This window comes from Streptococcus sp. Marseille-Q7087, from assembly GCF_965111935.1.
The window spans coordinates 1,232,954-1,258,763 of sequence record NZ_CBCOPJ010000001.1; the positions used below are offsets into that span (position 1 = coordinate 1,232,954).

The 25,810-nt window shown below is 40.2% G+C and carries 23 protein-coding genes and 1 pseudogene; 9 read left to right on the top strand and 15 right to left on the bottom strand.

The features are described from left to right. Nucleotides 1-108 precede the first annotated feature (108 nt). Nucleotides 109-741 (top strand): GNAT family N-acetyltransferase, encoded by a 633-nt coding sequence (locus ACWPVF_RS06465; RefSeq protein WP_454385262.1) that lies wholly within the window; start codon nt 109-111, stop codon nt 739-741. A 46-nt stretch (nt 742-787) separates the two neighbouring features. Here ACWPVF_RS06465 and metK read toward each other — a convergent pair whose 3' ends face one another. Both metK and ACWPVF_RS06475 read right to left on the bottom strand, forming a co-directional pair. Next, nucleotides 788-1,978, bottom strand: coding sequence for a methionine adenosyltransferase (gene metK, locus ACWPVF_RS06470; RefSeq protein WP_454385264.1), 1,191 nt, complete (start codon nt 1,976-1,978; stop codon nt 788-790). A 238-nt stretch (nt 1,979-2,216) separates the two neighbouring features. Beyond that, on the bottom strand, nt 2,217-2,915 hold the full coding sequence (locus ACWPVF_RS06475; RefSeq protein WP_006153641.1) for a GntR family transcriptional regulator: 699 nt from the start codon (nt 2,913-2,915) through the stop codon (nt 2,217-2,219). 140 nt (nt 2,916-3,055) lie between these two features. Here ACWPVF_RS06475 and guaA point away from each other — a divergent pair, with 140 nt between their 5' ends. Continuing rightward, nucleotides 3,056-4,618 (top strand): glutamine-hydrolyzing GMP synthase, encoded by a 1,563-nt coding sequence (gene guaA / locus ACWPVF_RS06480; RefSeq protein WP_075231226.1) that lies wholly within the window; start codon nt 3,056-3,058, stop codon nt 4,616-4,618. A gap of 70 nt (nt 4,619-4,688) precedes the next feature. Here the strand turns inward: guaA and ACWPVF_RS06485 are convergent, their stop codons facing one another. The 7 genes from ACWPVF_RS06485 to rpsO all read right to left on the bottom strand — a co-directional run bounded on the left by ACWPVF_RS06485 (nt 4,689) and on the right by rpsO (nt 10,936). Next, the gene (locus tag ACWPVF_RS06485) at nt 4,689-4,889 is read right to left on the bottom strand and encodes a hypothetical protein (protein WP_075229568.1); all 201 of its coding nucleotides are present in this window, start codon (nt 4,887-4,889) and stop codon (nt 4,689-4,691) included. 185 nt (nt 4,890-5,074) lie between these two features. Continuing rightward, nucleotides 5,075-6,418 carry a DEAD/DEAH box helicase gene (locus ACWPVF_RS06490; protein WP_454385267.1) on the bottom strand — a complete coding sequence of 448 codons (1,344 nt, stop codon included), beginning with the start codon at nt 6,416-6,418 and terminating at the stop codon, nt 5,075-5,077. A gap of 150 nt (nt 6,419-6,568) precedes the next feature. Continuing rightward, complete coding sequence (locus ACWPVF_RS06495; protein WP_454385269.1) at nt 6,569-7,264, bottom strand: alpha/beta hydrolase-fold protein; 696 nt, start codon at nt 7,262-7,264, stop codon at nt 6,569-6,571. After that, nucleotides 7,245-8,255 (bottom strand): ABC transporter substrate-binding protein, encoded by a 1,011-nt coding sequence (locus ACWPVF_RS06500; RefSeq protein ID WP_454385271.1) that lies wholly within the window; start codon nt 8,253-8,255, stop codon nt 7,245-7,247. Before ACWPVF_RS06500 ends, ACWPVF_RS06495 begins: the two co-directional genes overlap by 20 nt. A gap of 23 nt (nt 8,256-8,278) precedes the next feature. Then, nucleotides 8,279-9,034 (bottom strand): ABC transporter ATP-binding protein, encoded by a 756-nt coding sequence (locus tag ACWPVF_RS06505; protein ID WP_454385273.1) that lies wholly within the window; start codon nt 9,032-9,034, stop codon nt 8,279-8,281. Between the two features lies 1 nt (nt 9,035). Then, nucleotides 9,036-10,082 carry a FecCD family ABC transporter permease gene (locus ACWPVF_RS06510; protein ID WP_454385275.1) on the bottom strand — a complete coding sequence of 349 codons (1,047 nt, stop codon included), beginning with the start codon at nt 10,080-10,082 and terminating at the stop codon, nt 9,036-9,038. A 584-nt stretch (nt 10,083-10,666) separates the two neighbouring features. Beyond that, entirely contained in the window at nt 10,667-10,936 is a 270-nt protein-coding gene (rpsO, locus tag ACWPVF_RS06515) for a 30S ribosomal protein S15 (RefSeq protein ID WP_001018251.1), read from the bottom strand. 206 nt (nt 10,937-11,142) lie between these two features. Between rpsO and ACWPVF_RS06520 the strand changes: the two genes are divergently transcribed. The 3 genes and pseudogenes from ACWPVF_RS06520 (at nt 11,143) to thrS (ending at nt 13,776) form a co-directional block, all read left to right on the top strand. Next, a complete protein-coding gene (locus ACWPVF_RS06520) occupies nt 11,143-11,514 on the top strand; it encodes a hypothetical protein (RefSeq protein WP_225750118.1) in 372 nt (123 codons plus the stop codon). Nucleotides 11,515-11,635: 121 nt separating this feature from the next. Then, nucleotides 11,636-11,763: pseudogene (locus tag ACWPVF_RS06525) on the top strand (AAA family ATPase); the annotation flags it as partial. 69 nt (nt 11,764-11,832) lie between these two features. Beyond that, entirely contained in the window at nt 11,833-13,776 is a 1,944-nt protein-coding gene (thrS, locus tag ACWPVF_RS06530) for a threonine--tRNA ligase (RefSeq protein WP_414307593.1), read from the top strand. Nucleotides 13,777-13,986: 210 nt separating this feature from the next. On the opposite strand, the gene ACWPVF_RS06535 is transcribed toward thrS, so the two are convergent. From ACWPVF_RS06535 to ACWPVF_RS06555, 5 genes are all read right to left on the bottom strand, one after another. Next, nucleotides 13,987-15,036, bottom strand: coding sequence for a DUF389 domain-containing protein (locus tag ACWPVF_RS06535; RefSeq protein WP_454385278.1), 1,050 nt, complete (start codon nt 15,034-15,036; stop codon nt 13,987-13,989). Between the two features lie 448 nt (nt 15,037-15,484). Continuing rightward, nucleotides 15,485-17,473, bottom strand: a complete 1,989-nt coding sequence (locus ACWPVF_RS06540) for an ABC transporter permease (protein ID WP_454385280.1) — start codon at nt 17,471-17,473, stop codon at nt 15,485-15,487. Nucleotide 17,474: 1 nt separating this feature from the next. Beyond that, a complete protein-coding gene (locus tag ACWPVF_RS06545; RefSeq protein ID WP_006152604.1) occupies nt 17,475-18,233 on the bottom strand; it encodes an ABC transporter ATP-binding protein in 759 nt (252 codons plus the stop codon). A gap of 324 nt (nt 18,234-18,557) precedes the next feature. Next, nucleotides 18,558-19,532 (bottom strand): sensor histidine kinase, encoded by a 975-nt coding sequence (locus ACWPVF_RS06550; protein WP_269796983.1) that lies wholly within the window; start codon nt 19,530-19,532, stop codon nt 18,558-18,560. Beyond that, the gene (locus ACWPVF_RS06555; protein WP_414353585.1) at nt 19,525-20,202 is read right to left on the bottom strand and encodes a response regulator transcription factor; all 678 of its coding nucleotides are present in this window, start codon (nt 20,200-20,202) and stop codon (nt 19,525-19,527) included. The genes ACWPVF_RS06550 and ACWPVF_RS06555 overlap by 8 nt, the downstream gene beginning before the upstream one ends. Nucleotides 20,203-20,297: 95 nt before the next feature. On the opposite strand from ACWPVF_RS06555, the gene ACWPVF_RS06560 reads away from it, so the two are divergent. Together ACWPVF_RS06560 and ACWPVF_RS06565 are read left to right on the top strand one after the other, a co-directional pair. Then, nucleotides 20,298-21,374 carry a DUF2974 domain-containing protein gene (locus ACWPVF_RS06560; RefSeq protein ID WP_454385810.1) on the top strand — a complete coding sequence of 359 codons (1,077 nt, stop codon included), beginning with the start codon at nt 20,298-20,300 and terminating at the stop codon, nt 21,372-21,374. Between the two features lie 106 nt (nt 21,375-21,480). Beyond that, nucleotides 21,481-22,110 carry an MBL fold metallo-hydrolase gene (locus tag ACWPVF_RS06565; RefSeq protein ID WP_454385283.1) on the top strand — a complete coding sequence of 210 codons (630 nt, stop codon included), beginning with the start codon at nt 21,481-21,483 and terminating at the stop codon, nt 22,108-22,110. 38 nt (nt 22,111-22,148) lie between these two features. On the opposite strand, the gene ACWPVF_RS06570 is transcribed toward ACWPVF_RS06565, so the two are convergent. Then, nucleotides 22,149-24,041 (bottom strand): M13 family metallopeptidase, encoded by a 1,893-nt coding sequence (locus ACWPVF_RS06570; protein WP_454385285.1) that lies wholly within the window; start codon nt 24,039-24,041, stop codon nt 22,149-22,151. Between the two features lie 180 nt (nt 24,042-24,221). On the opposite strand from ACWPVF_RS06570, the gene ACWPVF_RS06575 reads away from it, so the two are divergent. Both ACWPVF_RS06575 and ACWPVF_RS06580 read left to right on the top strand, forming a co-directional pair. Beyond that, nucleotides 24,222-24,944: a metal ABC transporter ATP-binding protein gene (locus tag ACWPVF_RS06575; RefSeq protein WP_006148892.1), complete on the top strand. Its 723-nt coding sequence runs from the start codon at nt 24,222-24,224 to the stop codon at nt 24,942-24,944. Further along, nucleotides 24,941-25,789, top strand: coding sequence for a metal ABC transporter permease (locus tag ACWPVF_RS06580; protein WP_006148893.1), 849 nt, complete (start codon nt 24,941-24,943; stop codon nt 25,787-25,789). Before ACWPVF_RS06575 ends, ACWPVF_RS06580 begins: the two co-directional genes overlap by 4 nt. The last annotated feature ends 21 nt before the right edge of the window (nt 25,790-25,810 follow it).

Consider the following 25,810-nt stretch of genomic DNA (forward strand, 5'->3'; position numbering starts at 1 on the left):
AAATAATTATTGTTGCTAAAGCTTTTTTGTGAATATTTCACATTTCAATCGAAAAATGAGAGAAATTTAGTTATAATAGATAGAGAGATTTTAATGAAGGAGTATGATATGAAAGAAATAGTATATAGAGAAGCCAGGCTAGATGAATACCAAAAAATCGGGAAAGTGTTGGCTGGTGCCTTTATGGACTACCCTTTCATGACTCTTATCAAAGATGATTTAAAGAAACCAGAATATTACCCAGCCTTTCTAGAATTGTTGGATGGCCTTTTGACCAGACTCTACATCAAGGGAGAGACTTGTCTAGTCGCTGAACGAGACGGAGAAATCCTAGCAGTCGCCCTTTTACAACAGAAAGATTTTTCTATTCTATCTTATTTATTAAATGGGATTGTCAAGCTTTTCCGTTTTATTACTCCGCACAATCTCTTGAAATATCTTGATTTGGTGGAACGTTCCGAACAGCATTTAAAAAGATCAGGAAATTTTGACTGGTACTTGATGATGCTAGGAGTCAACGCTTCTAGTCAAAACCAAGGAATCGGGAGTGCTTTTCTACAAGAAGGTGTTGAACCTTATCTTAAATCCAAAGGCTGCAAACGCTTGGGCTTGATTACTAGTACTGAAAAAAATGTGTGCTTCTATGAAAAAAACAAGTATGAATTACTGGATTCGATGATGTTGGAATATGGAGCAAAATCAATTGGAAACTGGGCTTTTGTAAAAATCCTGGATAAGTAATTATAAACTAAAAAAGATTGGTCATTACACCAATCTTTTTTTGATTTTACTTAACTGCTTCTTTCAAGGCTTCTACCTTGTCCAAGCGTTCCCATGGAAGGTCGATATCTGTACGTCCCATATGTCCATAAGCCGCTGTTTGACGGTAGATTGGACGTTTGAGGTCAAGCATTTGGATAATTCCTGCAGAGCGAAGGTCAAAGATTTGACGCGCTGCTGCTTCTAATTTGCTTTCAGCGACTGTTCCCGTACCGAAAGTATCGATACGAACAGATACTGGATGAGCCACCCCAATCGCGTAAGCCAATTGCACTTCAGCTTTCTTAGCAAGACCTGCAGCAACAATGTTTTTAGCAATGTAGCGAGCTGCATAAGAAGCTGAACGGTCCACCTTAGTCGCATCCTTACCAGAGAAGGCACCACCACCGTGACGTGAATAACCACCATAGGTATCCACGATGATTTTACGACCAGTCAAACCAGAGTCTCCTTGAGGTCCTCCGATAACGAAACGACCTGTTGGATTGATAAAGAATTTAGTCTCATCATCCAGGTAAGAAGCTGGAATGACTTCTTTGATAACCTTGTTAATCACATCTTGGTGGATTTGCTCATTGCTCACTTCTGGATCATGTTGGGTTGAAATAACAACTGTATCCACGCGCACTGGACGGTCATTTTCATCATACTCAACAGTGACCTGTGATTTGGCATCTGGACGAAGATAGCTAATCTCACCAGACTTACGAAGCTCTGCTAAACGACGAACCAATTTGTGACTGAGTGAAATTGGCAATGGCATGAGTTCTTCTGTTTCATCCACCGCAAAACCAAACATGAGACCTTGGTCTCCAGCTCCAATCAAGTCTAGTGGATCTTGGTCTGCATTTCCACGAACTTCCAAGGCTTCATTAACCCCTTGAGCAATATCAGGAGATTGTTCTACCAAAGATGGGTGAACTCCCACCGTCTCCGCAGAAAAACCGTATTCAGTGTTGGTATAGCCAATCTCTGCAATAGTATCACGAACCACTCGGTTAATATCGACATAAGCATTTGTTGAAATTTCACCGAAAACATGTACTGAACCAGTATAAACAGCTGTTTCAGCAGCAACGTGCGCCTCTGGATCTTGCTCTAAAATAGCATCCAAGATAGCATCTGAAATTTGGTCTGCAATCTTATCCGGATGCCCCTCAGATACAGATTCAGACGTGAATAATTTACGTTCTGACATAAAAATGTCCCCCCTTAAAAAATATTCGTTATAGAGTTACAAAGAACTGGTAGGAAGAGTATTTACAATCAATCCCACCACCTTATCGGGACCATATAACCTATCTATTATAACACGAATCTTTGAAAAATACTCGTATGATTACTATTTTTCTTCATAGGAAAATGTTTTCTAATCCCAACCAAATAAAAAACTCTTAAAGTAAGAGGGATTTCCTACTTTAAGAGAGATGTTACACTTAATTATTTTCTAGATAAAATTCAAAACGTTCCCCAACATATTGGCTCTTTACATACTCAAAAGCTGTCCCGTCATCAAAGTAAGAAACCTGAGTCAGACCTAAAATGGCATGCCCTTTTTCTACTTCCAGATAATGAGCAATTTTTTCCTTGGCCAAGCGGGCATAAATAGTCTGGTGCGATTTCCCAATTCGATAACCATGTTTCTGTAAAGTTTGAAAGAAGTGCTTGGTTACTTCTTCTTTTTTGAAATTTTTGATAAATTTCTCAGGAATCGACGCCACTTCATAGACAACAGGGACTTTGTCGGCATAGCGAACACGCTCCATACGAATGATATTATCAGTTGGCAGTAAACCTAGTTTAGCCACTTCTTGCTCATTTGGAATGGTTCGACGATAAGAAATCAAGTGACTAGACGGAGTTTTTCCTTGAGCTTTAACAATCTCCGTAAAACTAGTTGTTCCACGCATTCTTTCCTGAACACGTGTACTTGAAACAAAGGTCCCACTACCTACACGTCGTTCCAAAACCCCTTCTTCAACCAAAAGAGAGATTGCTTGACGTAAGGTCATGCGGCTAACGGCAAATTCTTCTGCTAAATCTCGCTCACTTGGAAGTCTTTCCCCAATTTTCCAACTTCCCTCATCAATGTCTTTCTTGATTTGGTCGTGGATTTTCATATAAGCTGGTAACATGCTTGATCACTTCTTTTCTTTATTTTTTCCATTGTACCGTAACTCATGGGGAAAAGTCAAACCGCACTTGTTTGGTTGGTAATTCTACCCCTTTTATGATAGAATATTCAAGAAGATATTTCTTTTAAGAAAGGGAAAAGATGACCAACATTTCAACTGATTTGCAAGATGTCGAAAAGATCATCGTACTGGACTATGGTAGCCAGTATAACCAACTTATCTCACGCCGCATCCGTGAGATTGGTGTCTTTTCAGAACTAAAAAGTCACAAGATTTCGGCTGACGAAGTCCGTGCTATCAATCCTATCGGGATTGTACTTTCAGGTGGTCCAAACTCTGTTTACGAAGAAGGATCGTTTGATATTGATCCAGAGATTTTTGAACTTGGAATTCCGATTTTGGGGATCTGCTATGGTATGCAGCTTTTGACTCACAAACTTGGAGGAAAGGTTGTTCCTGCAGGCGATGCTGGTAACCGTGAATACGGTCAATCAACATTGACTCACACAGAATCAGCTCTTTTTGCGGGTACTCCAGATGAGCAACTTGTCTTGATGAGCCACGGTGATGCTGTTACAGAAATTCCTGCTGACTTTGTTCGTACTGGAACTTCTGCAGACTGTCCTTATGCATCCATTGAAAATCCGGACAAGAAAATCTATGGTATCCAATTCCACCCAGAGGTTCGTCATTCAGTTCACGGCTATGATATCCTTCGTAACTTTGCCTTGAATATCTGTGGTGCCAAAGGTGACTGGACCATGGATAACTTTATCGAGATGCAAATCAAACAAATCCGTGAAAAAGTTGGAGACAAACGTGTCCTTCTCGGACTTTCTGGTGGTGTTGACTCTTCTGTTGTTGGTGTTCTCCTCCAAAAAGCCATCGGCGATCAATTGATCTGTATCTTTGTAGACCACGGTCTTCTTCGTAAAGGAGAAGCTGACCAAGTGATGGATATGCTTGGTGGTAAGTTTGGTTTGAACATTGTCAAAGCAGATGCTGCCAAACGATTCTTGGATAAATTGGCTGGCGTGTCTGATCCAGAACAAAAACGTAAGATTATCGGTAACGAGTTTGTCTATGTCTTTGATGACGAAGCAAGCAAACTTAAAGATGTGAAATTCCTTGCTCAAGGAACACTCTATACAGACGTTATCGAGTCAGGTACGGATACTGCACAAACCATCAAGTCTCACCACAATGTGGGTGGTCTTCCAGAAGACATGCAGTTTGAGCTTATCGAACCACTCAACACTCTTTACAAGGATGAGGTTCGTGCCCTTGGTACTGAACTTGGTATGCCAGATCACATCGTATGGCGCCAACCATTCCCAGGACCAGGACTTGCTATCCGTGTCATGGGTGAAATCACTGAAGAAAAACTTGAAACTGTTCGTGAGTCAGATGCTATCCTTCGTGAAGAAATTGCTAAGGCTGGTCTTGACCGCGACATCTGGCAATACTTCACTGTTAACACTGGCGTTCGTTCAGTAGGTGTTATGGGTGACGGTCGTACTTATGACTATACCATCGCCATCCGTGCCATCACTTCTATCGATGGAATGACAGCTGACTTCGCTAAGATTCCTTGGGAAGTTCTCCAAAAAATCTCAGTTCGTATCGTAAATGAAGTTGATCACGTTAACCGCATCGTCTACGATATTACAAGTAAACCACCTGCAACCGTTGAGTGGGAATGATTTATAAACAGTAAATGCTAAAATCCCATCAGAGAATTTCTGATGGGATTTTAATATTTCATGATAATTCTTACCAGAAAAACTTTCGATAAATTCTAGCAATCGTTAAAAAGATAGCATAAAGTACGCCTAAGATAGTTAAAACTATTTTTCCAGTAGTCACTTCTGAACCAATAATCAATATATGAAAGAGAGGAGCGAGACCAGTACACACATATATCAAATAAACAATAACATTTATTTCACCAATTCCAGCAATAAAGTCTTTCATTTTTATTTTCATTTACCTTCTCCAATAATCTACTTTTAATTTAAGTATATTATAAACTTCAGAAAATTAAAAGAATGTTCTGATTAAATGATCATTTCCCCAATATCATATACTGATGAATTCTGTCAATCCCGATGTAGAACTATAAAAAAACAGTAAAACCAAGTGGTTTTACTGTTTGATGTTTAAAATGTTTGACGTTTAGCTTTACGTTCTGCACGTCCACGGGCACGACTTTCAGCACGCTTGGTTTTACGGCGTTTTTCATCGACCGCCCACTGGATTTTTTTCTTATAGCCTGGTTTAACTTTTTTCTTTTTCTTTTTAACCAAGCCAATCATTTCGATATCCAGTTTTTCCTGTTTCTTCTCACGATTGGCACGACGGTCTCGGTCATAAGTGTCTTGGAATTCTCCATCTTTAACCACCTTAGGTACAAACTTAATTCCTAATTTCTCCAACTCACGAATATCAGAGTCATCACTAGGCTGGTAAAGGGTAATAGCTGTACCTGGCAGACCGTTACGTCCAGTACGTCCGACACGGTGGACAAAGAAGGACAAGTCCTGTGGAATAGCATCGTTAATGACGTGGCTGACACCTTCGATGTCAATCCCACGCGCTGCCAAGTCAGTTGCTACGATATACTCAAAATCAAGATTTTTCACCTGATTCATGATCCGTTTGCGTTCACGAGGAGCAATATCTCCATGAATCTTAGCCACCTTCAAGCCTTGAGCTGTTAGGTATGTATGTAATTCATCCGCACGAGTTTTTGTATTGACAAAAATCATGGCAAGATACGGTTGCATGATTTGAGTCAACTCATAAATCTGAGCATTCTTGTCACGACCTTTAGTCGAAATCAACCAGTTATCAATAGTATCAGAGATGACTGTTTTGGTCTTGATTTTCTCCATGACAGGATTTGACAAGTATTTTTTCAAGAATGGTTGCAGTTTTTGTGGGATGGTTGCTGAAAAGACCATGAACTGCAAGTCCTTAGGAAGACTTCCTGCAATCTTATCAACTGTTTCCAAGAATCCCATATCCAAGGTCATGTCAGCTTCATCTACTACAAAGGTCTTAGCCTTGTGAATAGCAAGGTCACCAGACTTGACCAAGTCATAGATACGACCTGGCGTCCCGATAACGATATGTGGTTGATTACTTGCTAATTTGTCAATCTGACGAGCCTTATCTGTACCACCAACATAGTTGGCAACACGAATCTCAACATCTGAATGTGATGCGATCTGACGAGCCGCTTGATAAATCTGAGTTGCTAACTCGCGACTTGGCGCAGTAATCACTGCTTGAACACTATCGCTCTCCTCATCCAATTGTTGGAAAATGGGAAGTAAGAAAGTATGAGTTTTCCCTGAACCTGTTTTTGATTCACCGACCAAGTCACGACCTGCCAAAACAATAGGAATCAACTTTTCTTGCACTTCGGTAGGCGTCGTAAACTTCAACTCTTCCAAAGCTTTTTCTATATATTTCTTAAATTTAAATTGTGTAAATGACATAATTTCCTCGATTCTATCTATCTTCTCATTATACCATAATTTAGTTTATTACAGGGAGAGATTTCCGTCAAGGGTAATCGCTTGAAAATTCCAAGGACAAGCATACAAGAGAAACACTCCTAGTTACCATGAACAAGGAGTGTTATAAGATCACTTGAGAACCCACTGCTCTCTTAGCCAATCACAAAACTGATGATAGCGTTCGTTAAGAGCTTCATGATGCCCATAAGCATCAAATGTAGAATATGTTGTGGGAACTGCTTCTGAAATCAGGTTATGTAGTTCCCTTGCAAACATCGGAGCCTTAGACAGGCGATTGGAATGATTGGCACCTTCTATCTGACCATTTTGCAGATAAATAAGACTTTGACTCTGTATCAGGTCATGTTCCCTACAAAATTCTGTAAAGTCTGGATACCAGAAAGAACCACAGACAGAAAAGATACAGGTCACAGGAAGATAACTACTATAGAGACTATAGATAGCAGCAAGACCACCAAGTGAATAACCACCATATGCAATCCTATTTTCATCAATCAAGTAGTCTTTCTTTAGAATTTTTAAAATTCCTTGAAAGAGCTTCTCATGGTAGGCATTTACCTTCCCACCAAAATCTGGTGCCCCTTCTTTCAAAGCAACAGCCTGCCAAGGTGTAAAGTCATCCAGACGATTTTCTGGAATTAAACCTACTAAAATCACAGATTGAGATAGGTCTGCTAAATAGTCCAGTTCCCCATCGTTTAGAAGTACAATTGGGTAGGCTTGTTTAGAGTCATAGTTTGAAGGAAGGGTGACCCTAACCTGAATTCCTTCCCAGTTAAACTTCTTATTTCTTGATAAAGTCATTGATTTTTTCAAGGGAATCAATCACTGCAGGACCGTAGTCCATCAACTCATCGTAAGAGATGGTCATGATTTTTTGATTCTTGATTGCTGGCACATTTTCCAAAACAGTATTTGCCTTCATCAAATCCACTGCTTTTTCATCCAGTTTTTTGTTGCGATCGCTAGTTACATAGATAATCAACTCTGGATCCATTGATACTAGATTTTCCAAGGTTAAGCCAGATGTTCCCGTTGCGACATTGGTATAACCAAGTTGGTTAAGCAGGCTTTCTTGGAGGGCTGATTTGTAGGCACCAAAGGTTTCGTCATTGTAGGCAACCATAATTAAAGCTTTTTTCTTTTCACCCTGTGTTTCTGGGTTGGCTTTTTTAACCACATCGATTTTAGCTTGCAATTGCTCTGCGTATTGATTAGCTTTGTCTTGAACATTGAAAATAGTACCAAGATTTTTCACGTCTTCTACAATATTTCCCAAATCCTGTTGGATGTTTGATAGTGAAGCTTTCTGCGTATAAACTGGGATTTTATTTTCATTCCAAGCGCTAATAGTTCCCATTGACTTTTCAGAGAACATCATATTGCGTCCCATCAAGGCATCAGGTTCATAAGAAAGAACTGTTTCTTGTGAGACAGATTTTTTATCGCCAATGTGAGGGATAGCTTCAATAGCATCCTTGTATTTACCAGTTACAGCATTATCAGGATTGAGCATACCAGCAACTTTATCCTTCAAACCGAGTTCAAGTAGGATTTCAGTTGTTGAAAGGTTGTTGGTGATGACCTTTTCAGGTGCCTTTTCAAAGACTTGCTCGACTTCGTTTCCTTTGGCATCGTATGTTTTGATGGTTACAGGATAGCTTGTTTCTGTAGTAGATTTTTGACTAGCTTCTGTTGTAGCTGGTGCAGTTGCTGTTTCTTTAGATGTGTTGCTACAAGCCGCCAAAGATAAGGTAGCTACTGTTAGGAGCAAAATACTAAGTGTTTTTTTCATGTTTTTCTTTTCCTTTTTAATGTTTATAAATAGTGAATCATGGCTTGCTGATCTTCTGTCCAAGTAATCTTACTTTGAACACCATAGACAGCCTGCAAAGACTCGGGTGTGATGGTCTCTTTTGGAGTACCCTGGTAAACAATCTCTCCTTCTTTCATCAGATAGAGATAGTCTGAATAGCGACAAGCTAGCTGAATATCATGCAAGACGGCTAACACATTGATATGGAGATGTTTGACAATGGTTAACAAGTCTAGCTGGTACTTGATATCCAAATGATTGGTCGGTTCGTCTAAGAGCAAGAGTGTCGGCTCTTGGGCCAAGGCGCGTGCCAATAAAACACGTTGTTTCTCTCCTCCTGATAGAGAAGAGTAGAGACGACTTCTCTTTTCGAGCATATCTACCTTGACTAGAGCATCCTCAACCAAGGCAAAGTCTTTTTCTTTTTCCTTTTGTAAGAAAGAGAGATGGGGCGTTCTACCCAGCATAACAATTTCTTCAACCGTACAATCAAACTGGAGTTGATTAAACTGCGTGATGACGGCCATATGTTTTGCCGTTTCCTTCAGGCTCATTTGTTCCAGTGGTTTCCCATCTAGAGAAATCAAACCCTGATCAGGCTTTTCCTGTCGATAGAGGAGTTTCAACAAGCTGGTCTTCCCACTGCCATTGGGTCCTAAAATAGTATGAAATTGGTTGCCCTCCAGTTTAAGTGAGACTCCTTTGAGAATCTTTTTTTCTCCAATTCCAAAGTGAATATCCTGACACATTAAGTCCATATCAGACTCTCACCTCCCTTCGTCTACTTGCAACCATGTAGATAAAGAAAGGTGCACCTACTAGGGCTGTGAATATACCAATCGGCAGCTCAGCATTTTGTATCAAAACACGGGCAAGAACATCTGCCCAGATAACAAAGAGAGCACCGAGCAAGGTTGCTATCGGGAAAAGCCTTCTGTAGTTTGTACCAACCAAACTTCGGGCTAGATGAGGTGTAATCAGACCTACAAAACCGATAATCCCACAGGTTGATACCAAGATAGCTGTCAGCACAGCCACAATAGCCACATAGAGATACCAGTAAAAACGTAGAGGAATTCCCAAAGTCAAGGCTGCCTCATCTCCCATCATCATGGCATTAAAAACACGATATTGGGTCGAGAAAAACAAAAAGGCTACTCCCACAACTACTGTTGGCAGGGTTAAGTGAGCCCAGGAGCTTCCTGCTAGAGAACCCATGGTCCAGAACTTGATAGTCATGACACTATCAGCATTGGCACCGATTGAGATAATAAAATTTGAAAAAGCCAAAAAGAGTGCATTGACCACCGTCCCTGATAAAATGAGGCTAGAAGTTGTCATCCTGCCTTGCATGGCAGCAATCAGAAGGACTGCAACTGTTGCCAAAAGCGCTCCAAGGAATGAACCAAGACCAATCATGACCTTAAATCCGAGAATAATGCTCAGCGTTGCCCCAAAGGTTGCCCCAGCTGAAATCCCTAACACATAAGGTTCAGCAATGGGGTTATTGACTGTTGACTGCATGACACTACCACACATAGAAAGACCCGCACCAACTATCAAACCTAGAAAGACCCGTGGCAATCTCATATTCCAAACAATAGCAAGTGTTGACTTCGAAATGTCTCCTATATCCAACGGAGCTCCCATCTTACTGAATATAATCCGATAGGTATCACTCAAACTAATTTGAACAGAACCCATCGAAACAGCTAAAAACAGAGAGACTCCCAGCGCTCCGAGCAAAATAGCAAGGAGAAAAAAATATCGCAGGTTTTGATGGCTTCCAGAAAATTTGGAAAGCATGAAACCCTCCCTTAATCAAATATTAAAAATTTAGACAATTTTCATAATTAGTATACCACATTTCCAAATCAGGAACAAGACTAGAAAGATACACAAAAAAGCCCTCTAATACCAGAGAGCTAATTTGAGCTCGGGCTAAAATCCTAGTAAAACTAAAAAATCTCCCCGAAGGGAGATGATCTGGTTTATTTTACCTTACAGTGCTAGGAACCGTAACCGAAGATTATACTTGAGTATATCGAGGTAAGGTGACAAAAATAAAAAGCTACTCAACTAGAGTAGCCTTATTTTCAAGATGTGCTCAATTGAACACGGCCTAAGCACTTGGCAAAAAAGATAAAATCTCCTAGAAACTGAAGTTTCTTCGTCAATTTTTCTATTTTTGCTTTGTGCTTTTGACGGCCTTTGTATCTTGTTAATTGAACACGGCCTAAGCACTTGGCAGAAAATAAAAAGCCCCCTGAAGTCAGAGAGCTTGATTCTTGCTGGATAAAACGTTTATAGACTAGGCGGCAAGCCGAAGATTGTACTGATGGTACATCGAGGCAAAGCCAACGAAGTATAGAAACGTTTTAGACGCAAGATTAGCGACGAAGTCCTAGAGAGTTGATTAACTCACGGTAACGGTTAACGTCGTTTTTACGCAAGTATGCAAGTAAGTTACGACGGCGACCGATTTTTTTCATCAATCCACGGTAAGTAGCGTGGTCTTTTTTGTGTTGTTTGATGTGTTCGTTAAGGTGGTTGATTTCCCAAGTAAGGACAGCAACTTGAACCTCTACTGAACCAGTGTCACCTTCGTGACGTGCATATTGTGCGATGATTTCATTTTTTTTCTCTTTTGAGATTGCCATGATGTTTCTCCTTTTTATTTGGCTTCATCCGAGTGACAGGTTGGCGTGCCTGTAACCAAGAAGAAGTTATTTGTCTTTACGACAGTTCTTATTCTACCAAGAAGCCGAGACTTTGTCAACAGATTTACTATCCTTATCTCAAAAGTGCTATAATAGTTATAGGAAGGATATCTAAGGTGATAGCTTGAAAAGTGAGGTGATTGACCATGCGTAAATTCTTCAAATATCTCCCCTACTATCTGGTCGTATTTTTCTTTTATTGTCCACTTTATGGATTATTTATACTACTATTACAGAATCCAAAACTAACGGAGCTCTATCTTTTAAATATATTCATCATTTCGCCTGTTGTAGTTTTTATAGTCTCTCTTCTTTATAGCTACCGATTTGGTTTTTCACTACATTGGCTTTTAGGTAGTTGCTTACTCTATGGCTTTACTATCATTCCTTTCAGAGAATTTATCATTGTTTATTTCCTAGCCTATGAAATTCTTATTCTACTAGGTACAGTTATTGGTGCCACTATCAAGTATCTGGTTCAAAAACTGAAAAACAAAAAACTTTCACAAAATCCTTGAAAATTCTCGCAATCATGCTATAATAATGCATAGAGACAAGTCACTTAGAATCTTTCTTTTAGAGAGTGCGTGGTTGCTGAGAACGCATAGGAAGTCTAAACTGATACTACTCTACTAACTTTTATGCAAACATAAAACGGTGGCTACGTTAGAGCTAATCAGAGGTGTCCCTCTTTTTTGAGGAACATAAATGAAGGTGGAACCACGTTGCGACGTCCTTTTGAGGAGGTCGCTTTTTGTTTTTCTTGATTTAAGACTGCAAAATAGGGAAACACTTCTGCTATAAAAATAATTGATAACTAATATAAGGAGAAAACCATGATCAAAATTACATTCCCAGATGGCGCTGTTCGTGAATTCGAATCTGGCGTTACAACTTTTGAAATTGCCCAATCTATCAGCAATTCCCTAGCTAAAAAGGCTCTTGCTGGTAAGTTTAACGGCAAATTGATTGATACCACTCGTGCTATTACTGAAGACGGAAGCATCGAAATCGTGACACCTGATCACGAAGACGCTCTTGATATCTTGCGTCACTCAGCTGCTCACTTATTTGCCCAAGCAGCTCGTCGCCTTTTCCCAGACATTCATTTGGGTGTCGGTCCAGCTATCGAAGATGGTTTCTACTACGATACAGATAACCAAGCGGGTCAAATCTCTAACGAAGACCTTCCTCGCATCGAAGAAGAAATGCAAAAAATCGTTAAAGAAAACTTCCCATCTATCCGTGAAGAAGTGACTAAAGACGAGGCGCGTGAAATCTTCAAGAACGACCCATATAAATTGGAATTGATCGAAGAGCACTCAGAAGACGAGGGTGGCTTGACCATCTACCGTCAAGGTGAGTATGTAGACCTCTGTCGTGGCCCTCACGTCCCTTCAACAGGCCGCATCCAAATCTTCCACCTTCTCCACGTAGCTGGTGCTTACTGGCGTGGAAATAGCGACAACGCTATGATGCAACGTATCTACGGTACAGCTTGGTTCGACAAGAAAGACTTGAAGAACTACCTTCAAATGCGTGAAGAAGCTAAAGAACGTGACCACCGTAAACTTGGGAAAGAGCTTGACCTCTTTATGATTTCTCAAGAAGTTGGTCAAGGTCTTCCATTCTGGTTGCCAAATGGTGCGACAATCCGTCGTGAGTTGGAGCGCTACATCGTCGATAAAGAGTTGGCTTCTGGCTACCAACACGTATACACTCCACCACTTGCTTCTGTAGAGCTTTACAAGACTTCTGGTCACTGGGATCATTACCAAGAAGATATGTTCCCAACTATGGACATGGGTGACGGTGAAGAATTCGTTCTTCGTCCAATGAACTGCCCACACCACATCCAAGTCTTTAAACACCATGTACACTCATACCGTGAGTTGCCAATCCGTATCGCTGAAATCGGAATGATGCACCGCTATGAGAAATCAGGTGCTTTGACTGGTCTCCAACGTGTGCGTGAAATGTCTCTTAACGACGGTCACCTCTTTGTAACTCCTGAACAAATCCAAGAAGAATTCCAACGTGCTCTTCAGTTGATTATCGATGTTTATGAAGACTTCAACCTAAACGAATACCGCTTCCGCCTCTCTCTTCGTGACCCTCAAGATACTCACAAATACTTTGATAACGATGAGATGTGGGAAAATGCTCAAACTATGCTTCGTGCAGCCCTTGACGAGATGGGCGTGGATTACTTTGAAGCTGAAGGGGAAGCAGCCTTCTACGGACCAAAATTGGATATCCAAGTTAAGACTGCCCTTGGTAAAGAAGAAACTCTTTCTACTATCCAGCTTGACTTCTTGCTTCCAGAACGCTTCGACCTTAAATATATCGGAGCTGATGGTGAAGAACACCGTCCAGTTATGATTCACCGTGGTGTTATCTCAACTATGGAACGCTTCACAGCTATCTTGATTGAAAACTACAAGGGTGCCTTCCCAACATGGCTTGCCCCACACCAAGTGACTCTTATCCCAGTTTCTAACGAAAAACACGTAGACTACGCTTGGGAAGTAGCTAAGAAACTCCGTGACCGTGGTGTTCGTGCCGATGTGGATGAACGTAATGAAAAAATGCAGTTCAAGATCCGTGCTTCTCAAACTCAAAAAATTCCTTACCAATTGATCGTTGGTGACAAGGAAATGGAAGGGCAAGCCGTAAACGTTCGCCGTTATGGTCAAAAAGAAACAGAAACCATGCCAGTAGATGCATTTGTAGAATTGATTCTTGCAGACATTGCAAATAAATCTCGTGTTGAAAAATAAACCATATAATCTGGGACAAAATCTCAGCCACCTAAAAAGCAACAGCTATTTCAGCTGTTGCTTTTTTTATACTTTATTTACCTGACTAGTAGTGATTAGTCAAACCACCACAAATGGCAGCCTCATCAACGATCCTTTCTATCCACTAACTTTTGGATATAGGATATCCTCCCAAGATTTGCTTCCTCGAGTTAGATAAGTTGACTATCCTCAGTCCTTGTCTGCCTCATTTTCTTTTACGAAATCTTTTGGTGAATCTTTTTCAGAGAGTTTTTGATCGATATACTTGTCAATGGTTTCATAAAATTCCTTGGTCATCTCACTATCTAATTTTGTCGAATTATGGACTTGATTGACTTTCAATTGAACAGTTTGAATACCGTAAGAGGCTTGTTTTTGGCGGATTGTTTCTAATTCTTCTTCTGAAATCGGATCTCCAACAACTGTCAAGACTAATTCATTGTTACTTGACTTGTAGACTTGATTAATGACCGTATGATTAGAAAACTCTTTTCCTACAAACTGTTTGATCCCTTCTTTTCGTGCTTGATCCATCGTCAGAGTGACTGCTGAATAGCTGGCTGGAAGAACCAATAATACAATCAAGGATATCAAGCCAATTTTCATTTTAATGTTTAGCTCTTTAAATGAACTTAAGGGAGTTTTTCTCATCAAAATTCTTGTTCCAACAATGTTGGCTAGCATGATAAAGACACAGTTAATCAAGAAAAGATAGAGAGCCCCAGATAAAAACCGTACATTTCCATTAGCTAAACCATAGCCTGCAGTACAGATAGGTGGCATCAGAGCTGTTGCAATAGCTACTCCAGGCACGATATTGTTTGCTTCTTTTTTCCTTGAACCAATTACTCCTGCTATCCCACCCGCAATAGCAATGAGAACATCCCAAATGGTTGGAGATGTTCGTGCAATCAACTCGCTACTTGCATAAGATAAGGGAGAAATCCAGAAATACAGAGTCGATACAAGCAAACTGACCAATACTTGAGTAAATAAAACCTCTAGAGATTGCTTGATTAAACGCGTATCAAAAATAGCTAAACCAAACCCCAATCCAACAATCGGTGTCATAAGAGGGGAAATCAGCATGGCTCCAATAATGACAGCTGTTGAATTCATATTTAGACCTATAGAGGCAATAAAAATCGAACACATCAAAATCAATGTATCTCTTAATCGAACATGAAGATCATCATATAATTTTTCACGGTATTCACGTGTTGAATAGTTTCCGGTCATTGGTTACTCCTTTTATTTCATATAATCTTGTTTCTGCATGGATGATGGTAGAGAGACTTCTGTCTAAACTGACATATTTTTAATTCTCACTTATAATTCTTATGAACATTATCTTTTAAATATCCATCAATCCATCCTTGATATTATATCAAAAATTATACAACCTTTCTTTGAAGAACTCAATCAATTTAGAAGATAGAGAACGGAAAAAATTCTGGTTACCTTTTTCTAAGAACAAAAAACTGCATCTCCTATATAAGAAGATGCAGTTTAATGATTAAGCATGATGAGTGAGTCTGGTTTTCCAATTTTGCATCATGCAAATCGCCCATGCTGTTGCGATCCCCTAGGTAAGCCCGCAAATTATGGCTACTAAGATAGGTATCCAATATAATCTAGGATTCCTCCGTCAAAATAACTTTCAGACTTTACATTACATCCTTTATTTTTATATTTGAACAATCTTACGATAACTTCTTGAAGTAATCATAAAGATTAGGACATAGACTAAAGCAAAGATACCACAAATGGAAAGAGTTACGCTTAACATCATGGCTGTATCCACAACCCCAATGACCTTAAGAATCAAACTTAGCATATGATAGGCAAATGCCAAGTGTAGGAAAGCAAATATTACAGGGAGGAAGAAAACAGTCAAGACTTGCTTGTTAATGGTTTGTTTGATTTGTTTTTGATCCAAGCCCACTTTTTGCAGGATGACAAAACGTTCACGGTCTTCATAACCTTCTGAGATTTGTTTATAGTAGATGACCAGAACAGTTCCGACCATAAAGATAATGGATAGGAAAATACCGATAAAGAAAACACCACCAAAGAGGGCACTCATCTGAGCACTAGCATCTGATAGATTACTACCATAAACATAGCTACCTTCAGTGTTTAATTGAGCATTAAACTTTTGTAGATATTTTTCATACTCGTCAGCGACCTTGAGTTGTTCTTCTTCGCTGGCATTTACATTCATGCCACCGTAAAACTGATTATAGATAGCCGAATCTGGGAATTGATCCAAAAAGGCTTGTAAATCAGGCACAACAAGGTAATTGTAATCAGCAGTCAAAATATTAAACTGATTTGGGACATGGTTGACAATGAAATCTTTATTAAATTCTTCTTTTACAGAAAATTGATGGTCATTTAGAGTTAGAGCTTTCTGTTCTTTAACTCCCTCATTCTTTGCAAAGAGTCCGACCTCATTTCCTGATAGAGACAGTTTTTGACCAGTCATATTTTCATAATCTTTTTGGTCAAATACCATGAAAACTGTTGTGGGTTGGACACGGTTTTGTCCTTTTTCAAAAATGGTTAACTTAGTTCCTTCTTGGTTCCCAACACCAAAGTAAGTATAACGAAGCACTTCTTTCTCTTTAATCGTATAACCTTTGTCACTTGCAAACTGGCTCAAGAGTTTGTCCAAATCTTCTTTTTCAACATTTTGCCCTGAAACCCCAAAATCATGAGGATTTAGAACTTTTTTAAAGCTTTCTGAGGCATTGAAAATGCTTGTCGCTGCTGACATGGTTACCAAAACCATGGTTGACAAAATTGCGATAGTTGCCAGTCCAACCGCATTTTTCTTCATACGGAAAATCAAGTTGGACACTGAGATGAGATTATTTGGTTGGTAATAGTATTTTTTATTTTTCTTTAAGATTTGAAGGAAAACTGTAATCCCTGCATTAAACAAGAGATAGGTCCCAAAGATAACTAGTAAAACAGCTAGGAAGAAAGTTGTGAGAGCTGTAAGGGGATCTTTTACCGTAAGGGCAAGATAATAGCCAATCCCTAAACTAATAGAACCAAGAATAGTTTGGAGAGGTAGGAAACGACCTTTTTTCTCACCACTAGCTTTCTCACGTGAGAGCTGGAGGGCATTCATGCGGGCGATTCGAAGGGCATTTAGGAACATGAGACCTAGGAAAATCAAGCCAAAAACAACAAGTACTGTAATGACAACTTTCATCTGGAAGGTAGCGACCAGTTCAACCTTTAATTTCATCAGTTTGAGCAAGAAAGCGAAAATCAGATTGTCAAAGAGGGCACCAATACCAATCCCAGCAGTGACTGTTACTAGCCCAAATATCAAGAGTTCCTTAAAAGTCATACTAATCAGATGGCGCTTCTCCAAGCCCAACATGCCATAAATTCCTAGTTCCTTAGAACGATTTTTCATGACAAAACTATTGGCATAGAGGACGATAATGGCTGACGCAAGGGTGACGACAAACATACCAAATCCAAGAGTAGCTTGAATCGTTTCACCTCCACGGATTTCCGCAATCTTGGGATTGAAGGTCAGAGAGTAAAAGAGATAGCTGATAGTGACTGCTAAGAGAACAGCCAGTGCAAAGGGATAATAGAGTTTGTGGTTTTTGATTAAGTTGGAAATGGCCAACTTATTGGTTAATCGAAACATACTAGTTCACCTCACTTGCCATAACAGTCAAGGTGTCAGAGATTTCTTGGAACATCTGACGATCCGTCTTTTCACCACGGTAAATTTGATTATAGAGAATACCGTCCTTGATGAAAAGAACACGTTTTGCACGGCTGGCCGCAGCTGTCGAGTGGGTTACCATGAGAATGGTTTGCCCTTGTTCGTTGATCTGATCAAAGATATCAAGGAGGGCTGCAGATGATTTAGAGTCTAGGGCACCTGTTGGCTCGTCCGCAAGGAGAATTTCTGGTTCTGTGATGATAGCTCGTGCAACTGCAACCCGTTGTTTTTGCCCTCCAGAGATTTCATAAGGGTACTTCTCCTGCAATTGGTTGATGCCAAGATTTTCGGCCGTCACGACCAATTTTTTCATCATTTCTGTAATAGGCTTTCTAGACAATACCAAAGGGAGTAAGATATTGTCTTTAACAGAAAGCGTATCTAACAAATTGAAGTCTTGGAAGACAAAGCCTAACTTTTCACGACGGAAGCTTGATGCTTCAGAATTTTTAATGGTAGCTGTGTCAGTTCCATTTAGGAAGACCTGTCCACGCGTTGGCTTGTCAAGCATAGCTAGAATATTGAGTAGGGTTGATTTACCGGATCCAGACTCACCCATGATAGCAACGTAGTCGCCTTTTTCAACGGTAAAGTGAATATCTTTCAGGGCTTCTACTTGGTTGCCTTGAAAGCGAGTTTTATAAATCTTTTGAACGTGTTTTACATCTAATAGTGTCATGATAATCTCCTTCTTAATATCCCATTAATTGAAACTGAGCCTGCATCATTTGAATGCCGAGCTCAACTCGCTCGATATCCTTTAGACTCGGTTTACTTGTTTGTTTCTTTTGTAAAATATTTTTCATAGTTTCGCTCCTTTATCTTTATGATATAAGTGTACTCTAAAAAAAGAGTTGGTTCCATAACATAACCTTACAAATGGAGCTTTAATCTTACATTTTTGTAAGATTACATTTTTTATCTAATTGAAGCCTTTTTTCTCACTATATCAAGGTCTAAAGAAGAGCTTGAAAGGTTTCTTCCAAGCTCTTCACAATTCTTTTCATTCAATCAGTAAATTCACTTCAGAGAATTTAATCCTCACCGTTGTTCCTTGACCAAGTTCAGATTCGATACGGATTTGATGACCTAATTCTTGGCTAATTTTCTGGGTTAAATAGAGACCAAGTCCAGATGACTGCTGGGTCATACGACCATTGTAACCTGAAAATCCGCGTTCAAAGACTCGAAGAACATCACTATTTTTAATGCCGATCCCAGTATCTTTGATACAAAGGTCCTGACCATCCATATAGATTTCAATTCCACCTTCATTAGTATACTTAAGGCTATTTGACAGGATTTGTTCAATGACTACCAACAGCCATTTTTTATCCGTCACAATGCTTCTATCCAAGTCATGCAGATTAACACTTAAACCTTTCTGGATAAAGAAAATGGCATATTTGCGAATGACTTCCTTGACCAAATCCTCCACATTTTCTTTCTTCAACACCAGATCATCATGGAAGCTCTCTAAGCGTAGGTATTGGAGAACGAGGTTGGTGTAGGAATCAATCTTAAAAATCTCCTGTTCTAGCTGTTGCTTCAATTGGCGATCTGCCACCTCGCTCACGAGTAGTTTACTGGCCGCAATTGGTGTTTTTATCTGATGCACCCAGAGAGTATAGTAGTCCACCAAGTCATTATAGCGATTTTCCGCATCTGATTTCTTTTGATAAAGTTCCTCTTCACTTTTCTCTAATTTTTCAGTTAGTAAGAGCTCCATTGGTGACTTGGCTTCTCTTTCGCCGTAGAACAGTTCCTTACGGTAGCGTTGCAATTCTATCAAGAAATCAAATACCAAAAACAAAAATGTCAAAAATGTAGATAGAAAGAAGAAATAGTTAAAGTAGGGCCCTTGCTTATCAAACAAGATTTCAAAGAGAAAAAGCAAACCTGTAAGCGATAGAATAAAAGCAAAAAAACGTCTACGCGAACGGATATAAGCTAGAAAAAAACTTTTAAAATCAAGCATGTTTCAACCCGTACCCTATTCCTTTCTTGGTTTCAATAAAACCAATCAAACCTTCTTCCTCCAGTTTTTTGCGCAAGCGAGCGACATTAACGGATAAGGTATTATCATCTATGAAGAAATCACTATTCCAAAGTTCCCGCATCAAATCGTCACGCGCCACGATATTGCCTGCATGCTCAAATAAGACACGTAAAATCTGAAATTCATTTTTTGTTAAACTGATAGTTTTTCCATTGACATGCACATCCATAGACTTGGTGTTGAGGATAACTCCTGCATACTCTAAGAGACTTTCATCCCGCCCAAACTCATAGGAGCGACGTAACAAGCCCTGCACCTTGGCTATGAGGACCTGCTGGTCAAAAGGCTTGGTCACAAAATCGTCAGCTCCCATATTAATAGCCATCACGATGTCCATAGCCTGGTCTCTTGAAGACAGAAACATAATAGGAACTTTGGAAATCTTACGAATTTCCTGACACCAATGATAACCATTAAAGAGAGGCAATCCAATATCCATCAGGACCAGATGAGGCTCAGACTGAACAAATAGAGTCAGAACTTCCATAAAGTCTTCTACCATAACTACTTCAAAACCCCATTCGGAGAGCATTTTCCCAACTTGTTGACGAATGACTTGATCATCTTCTACTAGTAAAATCTTGTGCATCTGCTCCTCCTTTTTCTATATTATAGCAAAATTCTCCTGACTACTAGCGAAATTGATGTAAATCTGATATGATAAAAGTTAAGAAAGGAATTACCATGGCCAATATTTTTGACTATCTTACCTATGTTCAATACGATTCTTTTTACGATATTCCCTTAAATGAACTGGATGTACTTGCTTTGACAGAGCTGACTTATCTTCCTTTTGATAACTTATTAGACCAATCCGTCAATCGTTTAAGCGATGTCGCAACACGTGTCCCACGAGAAAGCACCATGTTGACCAATAAAGAACGTCTCCAACTCTTAGATCAGCTTGCCCAACACAAACGTTTTAGAAATTGCAAGCTATCAAACTTTATTAACGAGATTGATACCGAGCAACAGAAACAGTTCGCTGCTATGACCTATCGTCTGAACCTAGATACTTATCTCATTGTCTTTCGTGGCACAGACGACAGTATTATTGGCTGGAAGGAAGATTTCCATATGACCTATATGAAGGAAATCCCGGCCCAAAAGCATGCTCTTGAGTATTTGGAAGATTTCTTTACCCAACATCCAAAACAGAAAGTGATTGTTGCTGGACATTCCAAAGGCGGGAATCTAGCCGTCTATGCTGCCAGTCAAATTCGACCTGAATTGCAAGAAAAAATATCTGCAGTTTATACCTACGATGCTCCTGGTTTGCAGGCTCATCTGACTGAAACCACTGGTTATCAAGACGTCATTCCAAAAATTCACCGTTTCGTCCCACAAGGTTCTGTCATTGGCATGATGCTGGAAGTTCCTGATACTCCTACAGTCGTCAAATCTACGGCTCTCGGTGGCATCGCTCAACACAATACTTTCAGCTGGCTAACTGAAGAACACCACTTTGTCCAACTAGAGGCAATCAGTAGCGAAAGTCTACAAATCAAAGACACTCTTAAAGAATGGGTGGATAGTGTTCCTGATGAGGAATTAGAGCTCTACTTTGATCTCTTCTTTGGAACCATCCTAGAGTCTGGAATTAGCTCCATTAATGAACTATCTTCTAAAAATGCCATCGAGCACATTCGTCAACTAGTTTCTCAGGCGCAAACTCTAGAGCCCGAGCAAGTTGAAACCTTAAAAAATCTAACACAACTCCTATTGGATGCCCGTTTCCAAGCCTGGAAAAATCATTTTTAATGTACTAAAAAGTCCCTTCTTTTATGGAGGGACTTTCTTGTTGATTCCTTATTTTGTCCTTCTGTGTTATACTAGAAACTGTAAATTCTTTGAAAGAGGAAATCCTATGAAAATCCATAAAACTGTGAATCCTGTTGCCTATGAAAACACTTATTATCTCGAAGGAGACCAACACCTGATTGTAGTCGATCCAGGTAGCCATTGGGAGGCCATTCGCAAGACTATCGAGAAAATCAACAAGCCAGTCTGTGCGATTCTATTGACCCATACTCACTACGATCATATCTTGAGTCTGGACTTGGTCAGAAATACTTTTGGAAATCCTCCAGTATATGTGGCAGAAAGCGAAGAATCTTGGCTCTATACTCCTGTTGACAATCTCTCAGGTCTCCCTCGTCATGATGATATGGCAGACGTCGTATGTAGACCAGCTGAACAGACCTTTGTCTTTCATGAAGAATACCAAATTGAGGAGTTTCGTTTTACAGTACTCCCAACTCCAGGTCACTCTATCGGTGGAGTATCCTTTGTCTTTCCGGATGCCCAGCTAGTCTTAACGGGAGATGCCCTTTTCCGAGAAACCATTGGTCGAACAGACTTACCAACTGGTAGTATGGAACAACTCCTTCATAGTATCCAAACCCAGCTCTTTACCCTTCCTAACTACGATGTCTATCCTGGACATGGTCCTGCTACGACCATCGCTCACGAAAAAACTTTCAATCCATTTTTCTAAAACATAAAAACCAAGGACAATCATCCTTGGTTTTTTGATTACCAAATAATCACACGGTCTTCTGGTGCACGCCACATTCCGTCGCCTTCTTTGACATCATAGGTTGTAAAGAAGTCATCAAAGTTTGGCACTTGGACGTTAACACGAAGTTTAGCTGGCGCGTGTACGTCGACGCTAGCCATGAGTTTCATCAACTCTGGGCGACCTTTCATACGCCAGATACGAGCAAAGTTATGGAAGAACTCTTCAGCTGAGAAATCTGGCTCTCTCTTAGCAGCTTCTAGCGCTGCAGCGATTCCTCCTAGGTCGGCAACGTTTTCTGACACGGTTAGTTTCCCATTGATTTTTGCACCGTAAGATTCTTGACCATCAAACTGGTCGATAACCTTCTGTGTTTTCTCTTTAAAGGCTGCATAATCGCTCTCAGTCCACCAGTCCTTGAGGCTACCATTTTCATCAAAGGAAGCTCCATTAGTATCAAAGGCGTGAGAAATTTCATGGGCAATGACCGCACCGATACCACCATAGTTGGCAGAAGATGACTGATGCAAGTCATAGAATGGTGCCTGCAAGATAGCAGCTGGGAAGACAATCAAGTTCTTTTGTGGATTGTAGTAGGCATTGACCATATGAGCAGGCATTCCCCACTCCTTGTAGTCAACCGGCTGATTCCACTTGCTCCAACTGTGCTTAATTTCCACACGCGCAAAGGCTAGGGCATTCTCAAAGAGGCTAGCAGATTCATCTACAACCTTGTCCTTATAGCGAGCTGGCAGTTCTTCTGGATAACCGATATAAGGCTTGATGACATTGAGTTTGACGATGGCTTTTTCTCGAGTTTCAGGAGTCAGCCAGTCGTTTTTAGCCAAACGTTCCTTATAAACGTCAATCATGGTTGCTACTTTTTTCTCTACGTCCGCCTTGGCTTCTGGAGAGAATTTTTCGTGGGCATACCAAAGGCCGAGAGCTTGTTTAAATGGTCCTTGAGCTAAATGGTAAGCTGCCTTGCGTTTGTCTTGAGCCTCTGGAACTCCTGAAAGAGCTCGTCCGTAGGCACCTGACAAGATACGAATCTCATCTGTCAAATAGCTCGTTGAAAGATTGACTACACCTAAGATCAAGCTTGCCTTGAGTAAAGGCCAAGCTTCTTCACTATAGAATTGTTCTGCTGCTTGCCAGAAACGTTCTTCATCTACAATGACCTTATCAGGAACTTGTCCAATCACAGCTTGGAAGAAGTCATCGAGAGGTAGGGCAGGTGCAAACTTTTTGAAATCTTCATAAGAATAAGGATGGTAAAGTTTGGCATATTCTGAACTCTCTTCGTTTGAAAGTACAACAGCTGCGATACGGCGGTCCAATTCCAATCGTTTCTCTAGCAAATCTTCGATTTCTTCATCTGAGAAGTTATAGGCTTTGAGGAGATTAGAAGTACTTTCTTTCCAAAGATTCAATAATTCCTCACGCTGTGGATGGTCTTCCGCATAGTAGGTCGTATCTGGCAAGATTGTTCCTGGAGCACTAGCCCAAAGAACATTGGTTCTAGCATCCATAAAGTCTGGTGATACACCAAATGGAAGGAAGTTTGGTTTACCAGCTAATTCAAACTCTGCTAGCTTTCTTGTAAAGTCCGCGAAGCTCTCCAAATCTTGGTATTCCTTAAGCATAGGAAGGACTGGCTTGATGCCATCAGCTTCTCGCTTGTCGAAATCTCTGACCATACGATGGTATTTGACAAAGTTTGCTAGGATAGAATCTTCTGGAACATCTTCTCCAACCAACCATTTGTCAGTTGTCGTTAGCATTAAGTCTTCGATTTCTTCGTCAAGGTCGATAAAACCACCCGTTCGTGATTTATCAGCTGGAATGACCGCAGTCTTTTCCCACTCACCATTTATAGCATCATAAAAATCATCTTGATAACGTGTCATCTTGCTCTCACTTTCCTAATTTCACTTATTCCTAGCTTAGCAAAATTCCCTGGGGAATGCAATTAAAAATGGCGTCTCCTCCTATTTGATTTCATTATTAATATTTTAAATTTTTACCAAAATTAACTTGACTTAAAAATAAAATTAAGGTATATTAAAATCCAGGAGGAATACAACTGTATGATACGTATCGAAAACCTCAGTGTCTCCTACAAAGAAACGTTGGCACTTAAGGATATTTCACTAGTGCTCCAAGGACCAACGATTACCGGAATTATTGGTCCAAACGGCGCCGGGAAATCAACATTATTAAAAGGTATGCTGGGAATTATCCCACATCAAGGTCAGGCATTTCTCGATGACAAGGAAGTTAAAAAATCCTTACATCGAGTTGCCTATGTCGAGCAAAAAATTCATATTGACTACAACTTTCCCATCAAGGTCAAGGAATGCGTCTCGTTAGGACTATTTCCCTCTATTCCTCTCTTTCGAAGTTTAAATGCTAAACATTGGAAGAAAGTGCAAGAGGCCCTTGAAATCGTCGACCTAGCTGACTACGCTGAACGTCAAATCAGTCAACTGTCTGGAGGTCAGTTCCAGCGGGTCTTGATTGCCAGATGTTTGGTGCAGGAAGCCGACTATATCCTCTTAGATGAACCCTTTGTTGGGATTGACTCAGTCAGTGAGGAAATCATCATGAATACGCTGAGAGATCTGAAAAAAGCTGGGAAGACGGTTCTCATCGTCCACCACGACCTCAGCAAGGTTCCCAACTACTTCGATCAAGTCTTGCTTGTCAATCGAGAAGTGATTGCTTTTGGTCCGACCAAAGAAACCTTTACCCAAGCCAATCTCAAAGAAGCTTACGGTAATCGACTCTTTTTCAATGGAGGTGACCTATGATTGCAGAATTTATCGATGGATTGCAAAAATTCCATTTCTTACAAAATGCCTTGATAACAGCTATTGTTATCGGGGTCGTAGCTGGAGCTGTAGGATGTTTCATCATTCTACGTGGGATGTCACTCATGGGAGATGCCATTTCACATGCTGTCTTACCAGGTGTAGCCCTCTCCTTCATCTTGGGCATTGACTTCTTTATCGGAGCCATTGTCTTTGGACTGCTAGCTGCTATCATCATTACCTACATCAAGGGAAACTCGATTGTCAAAAGCGATACCGCCATCGGCATTACCTTTTCTTCTTTCTTAGCCCTCGGTATCATCTTGATTAGTGTCGCTAAAAGTTCAACTGACCTTTTCCATATCCTTTTTGGTAATATTCTTGCTGTTCAAGATACAGATATGTTTATTACTATGGGTGTAGGGGCAGCCATTCTCTTGTTAATCTGGATTTTCTTCAAGCAACTCTTGATAACGTCCTTTGATGAACTCTTGGCTAAAGCCATGGGAATGCCTGTCAATTTCTATCACTACTTACTCATGGTACTCCTAACTCTCGTGTCTGTGACAGCCATGCAAAGTGTCGGAACTATCCTGATTGTAGCCATGCTGATTACCCCAGCTGCAACTGCTTATCTGTATGCTAATAGCCTGAAAAGTATGATTTTCCTTTCCTCAACCTTTGGAGCTACAGCTTCAGTTTTGGGACTCTTTATCGGCTATAGCTTTAACGTTGCGGCAGGTTCTAGTATCGTGCTTACAGCTGCTAGTTTCTTTCTCATTAGCTTCTTTATCGCTCCAAAACAACGATATTTGAAACTGAAAAATAAACATTTGTTAAAATAAGGGGCAAAGCCCCAATAAATT

Bases quoted from the DNA above. Each gene is read 5' to 3' on its own strand.
- ACWPVF_RS06465 (WP_454385262.1), top strand. From the start codon at position 109: ATGAAAGAAATAGTATATAGAGAAGCCAGGCTAGATGAATACCAAAAA.
- metK (WP_454385264.1), bottom strand. From the start codon at position 1,978: ATGTCAGAACGTAAATTATTCACGTCTGAATCTGTATCTGAGGGGCAT.
- ACWPVF_RS06475 (WP_006153641.1), bottom strand. From the start codon at position 2,915: ATGTTACCAGCTTATATGAAAATCCACGACCAAATCAAGAAAGACATT.
- guaA (WP_075231226.1), top strand. From the start codon at position 3,056: ATGACCAACATTTCAACTGATTTGCAAGATGTCGAAAAGATCATCGTA.
- ACWPVF_RS06485 (WP_075229568.1), bottom strand. From the start codon at position 4,889: ATGAAAGACTTTATTGCTGGAATTGGTGAAATAAATGTTATTGTTTAT.
- ACWPVF_RS06490 (WP_454385267.1), bottom strand. From the start codon at position 6,418: ATGTCATTTACACAATTTAAATTTAAGAAATATATAGAAAAAGCTTTG.
- ACWPVF_RS06495 (WP_454385269.1), bottom strand. From the start codon at position 7,264: ATGACTTTATCAAGAAATAAGAAGTTTAACTGGGAAGGAATTCAGGTT.
- ACWPVF_RS06500 (WP_454385271.1), bottom strand. From the start codon at position 8,255: ATGAAAAAAACACTTAGTATTTTGCTCCTAACAGTAGCTACCTTATCT.
- ACWPVF_RS06505 (WP_454385273.1), bottom strand. From the start codon at position 9,034: ATGGACTTAATGTGTCAGGATATTCACTTTGGAATTGGAGAAAAAAAG.
- ACWPVF_RS06510 (WP_454385275.1), bottom strand. From the start codon at position 10,082: ATGCTTTCCAAATTTTCTGGAAGCCATCAAAACCTGCGATATTTTTTT.
- rpsO (WP_001018251.1), bottom strand. From the start codon at position 10,936: ATGGCAATCTCAAAAGAGAAAAAAAATGAAATCATCGCACAATATGCA.
- ACWPVF_RS06520 (WP_225750118.1), top strand. From the start codon at position 11,143: ATGCGTAAATTCTTCAAATATCTCCCCTACTATCTGGTCGTATTTTTC.
- thrS (WP_414307593.1), top strand. From the start codon at position 11,833: ATGATCAAAATTACATTCCCAGATGGCGCTGTTCGTGAATTCGAATCT.
- ACWPVF_RS06535 (WP_454385278.1), bottom strand. From the start codon at position 15,036: ATGACCGGAAACTATTCAACACGTGAATACCGTGAAAAATTATATGAT.
- ACWPVF_RS06540 (WP_454385280.1), bottom strand. From the start codon at position 17,473: ATGTTTCGATTAACCAATAAGTTGGCCATTTCCAACTTAATCAAAAAC.
- ACWPVF_RS06545 (WP_006152604.1), bottom strand. From the start codon at position 18,233: ATGACACTATTAGATGTAAAACACGTTCAAAAGATTTATAAAACTCGC.
- ACWPVF_RS06550 (WP_269796983.1), bottom strand. From the start codon at position 19,532: ATGCTTGATTTTAAAAGTTTTTTTCTAGCTTATATCCGTTCGCGTAGA.
- ACWPVF_RS06555 (WP_414353585.1), bottom strand. From the start codon at position 20,202: ATGCACAAGATTTTACTAGTAGAAGATGATCAAGTCATTCGTCAACAA.
- ACWPVF_RS06560 (WP_454385810.1), top strand. From the start codon at position 20,298: ATGGCCAATATTTTTGACTATCTTACCTATGTTCAATACGATTCTTTT.
- ACWPVF_RS06565 (WP_454385283.1), top strand. From the start codon at position 21,481: ATGAAAATCCATAAAACTGTGAATCCTGTTGCCTATGAAAACACTTAT.
- ACWPVF_RS06570 (WP_454385285.1), bottom strand. From the start codon at position 24,041: ATGACACGTTATCAAGATGATTTTTATGATGCTATAAATGGTGAGTGG.
- ACWPVF_RS06575 (WP_006148892.1), top strand. From the start codon at position 24,222: ATGATACGTATCGAAAACCTCAGTGTCTCCTACAAAGAAACGTTGGCA.
- ACWPVF_RS06580 (WP_006148893.1), top strand. From the start codon at position 24,941: ATGATTGCAGAATTTATCGATGGATTGCAAAAATTCCATTTCTTACAA.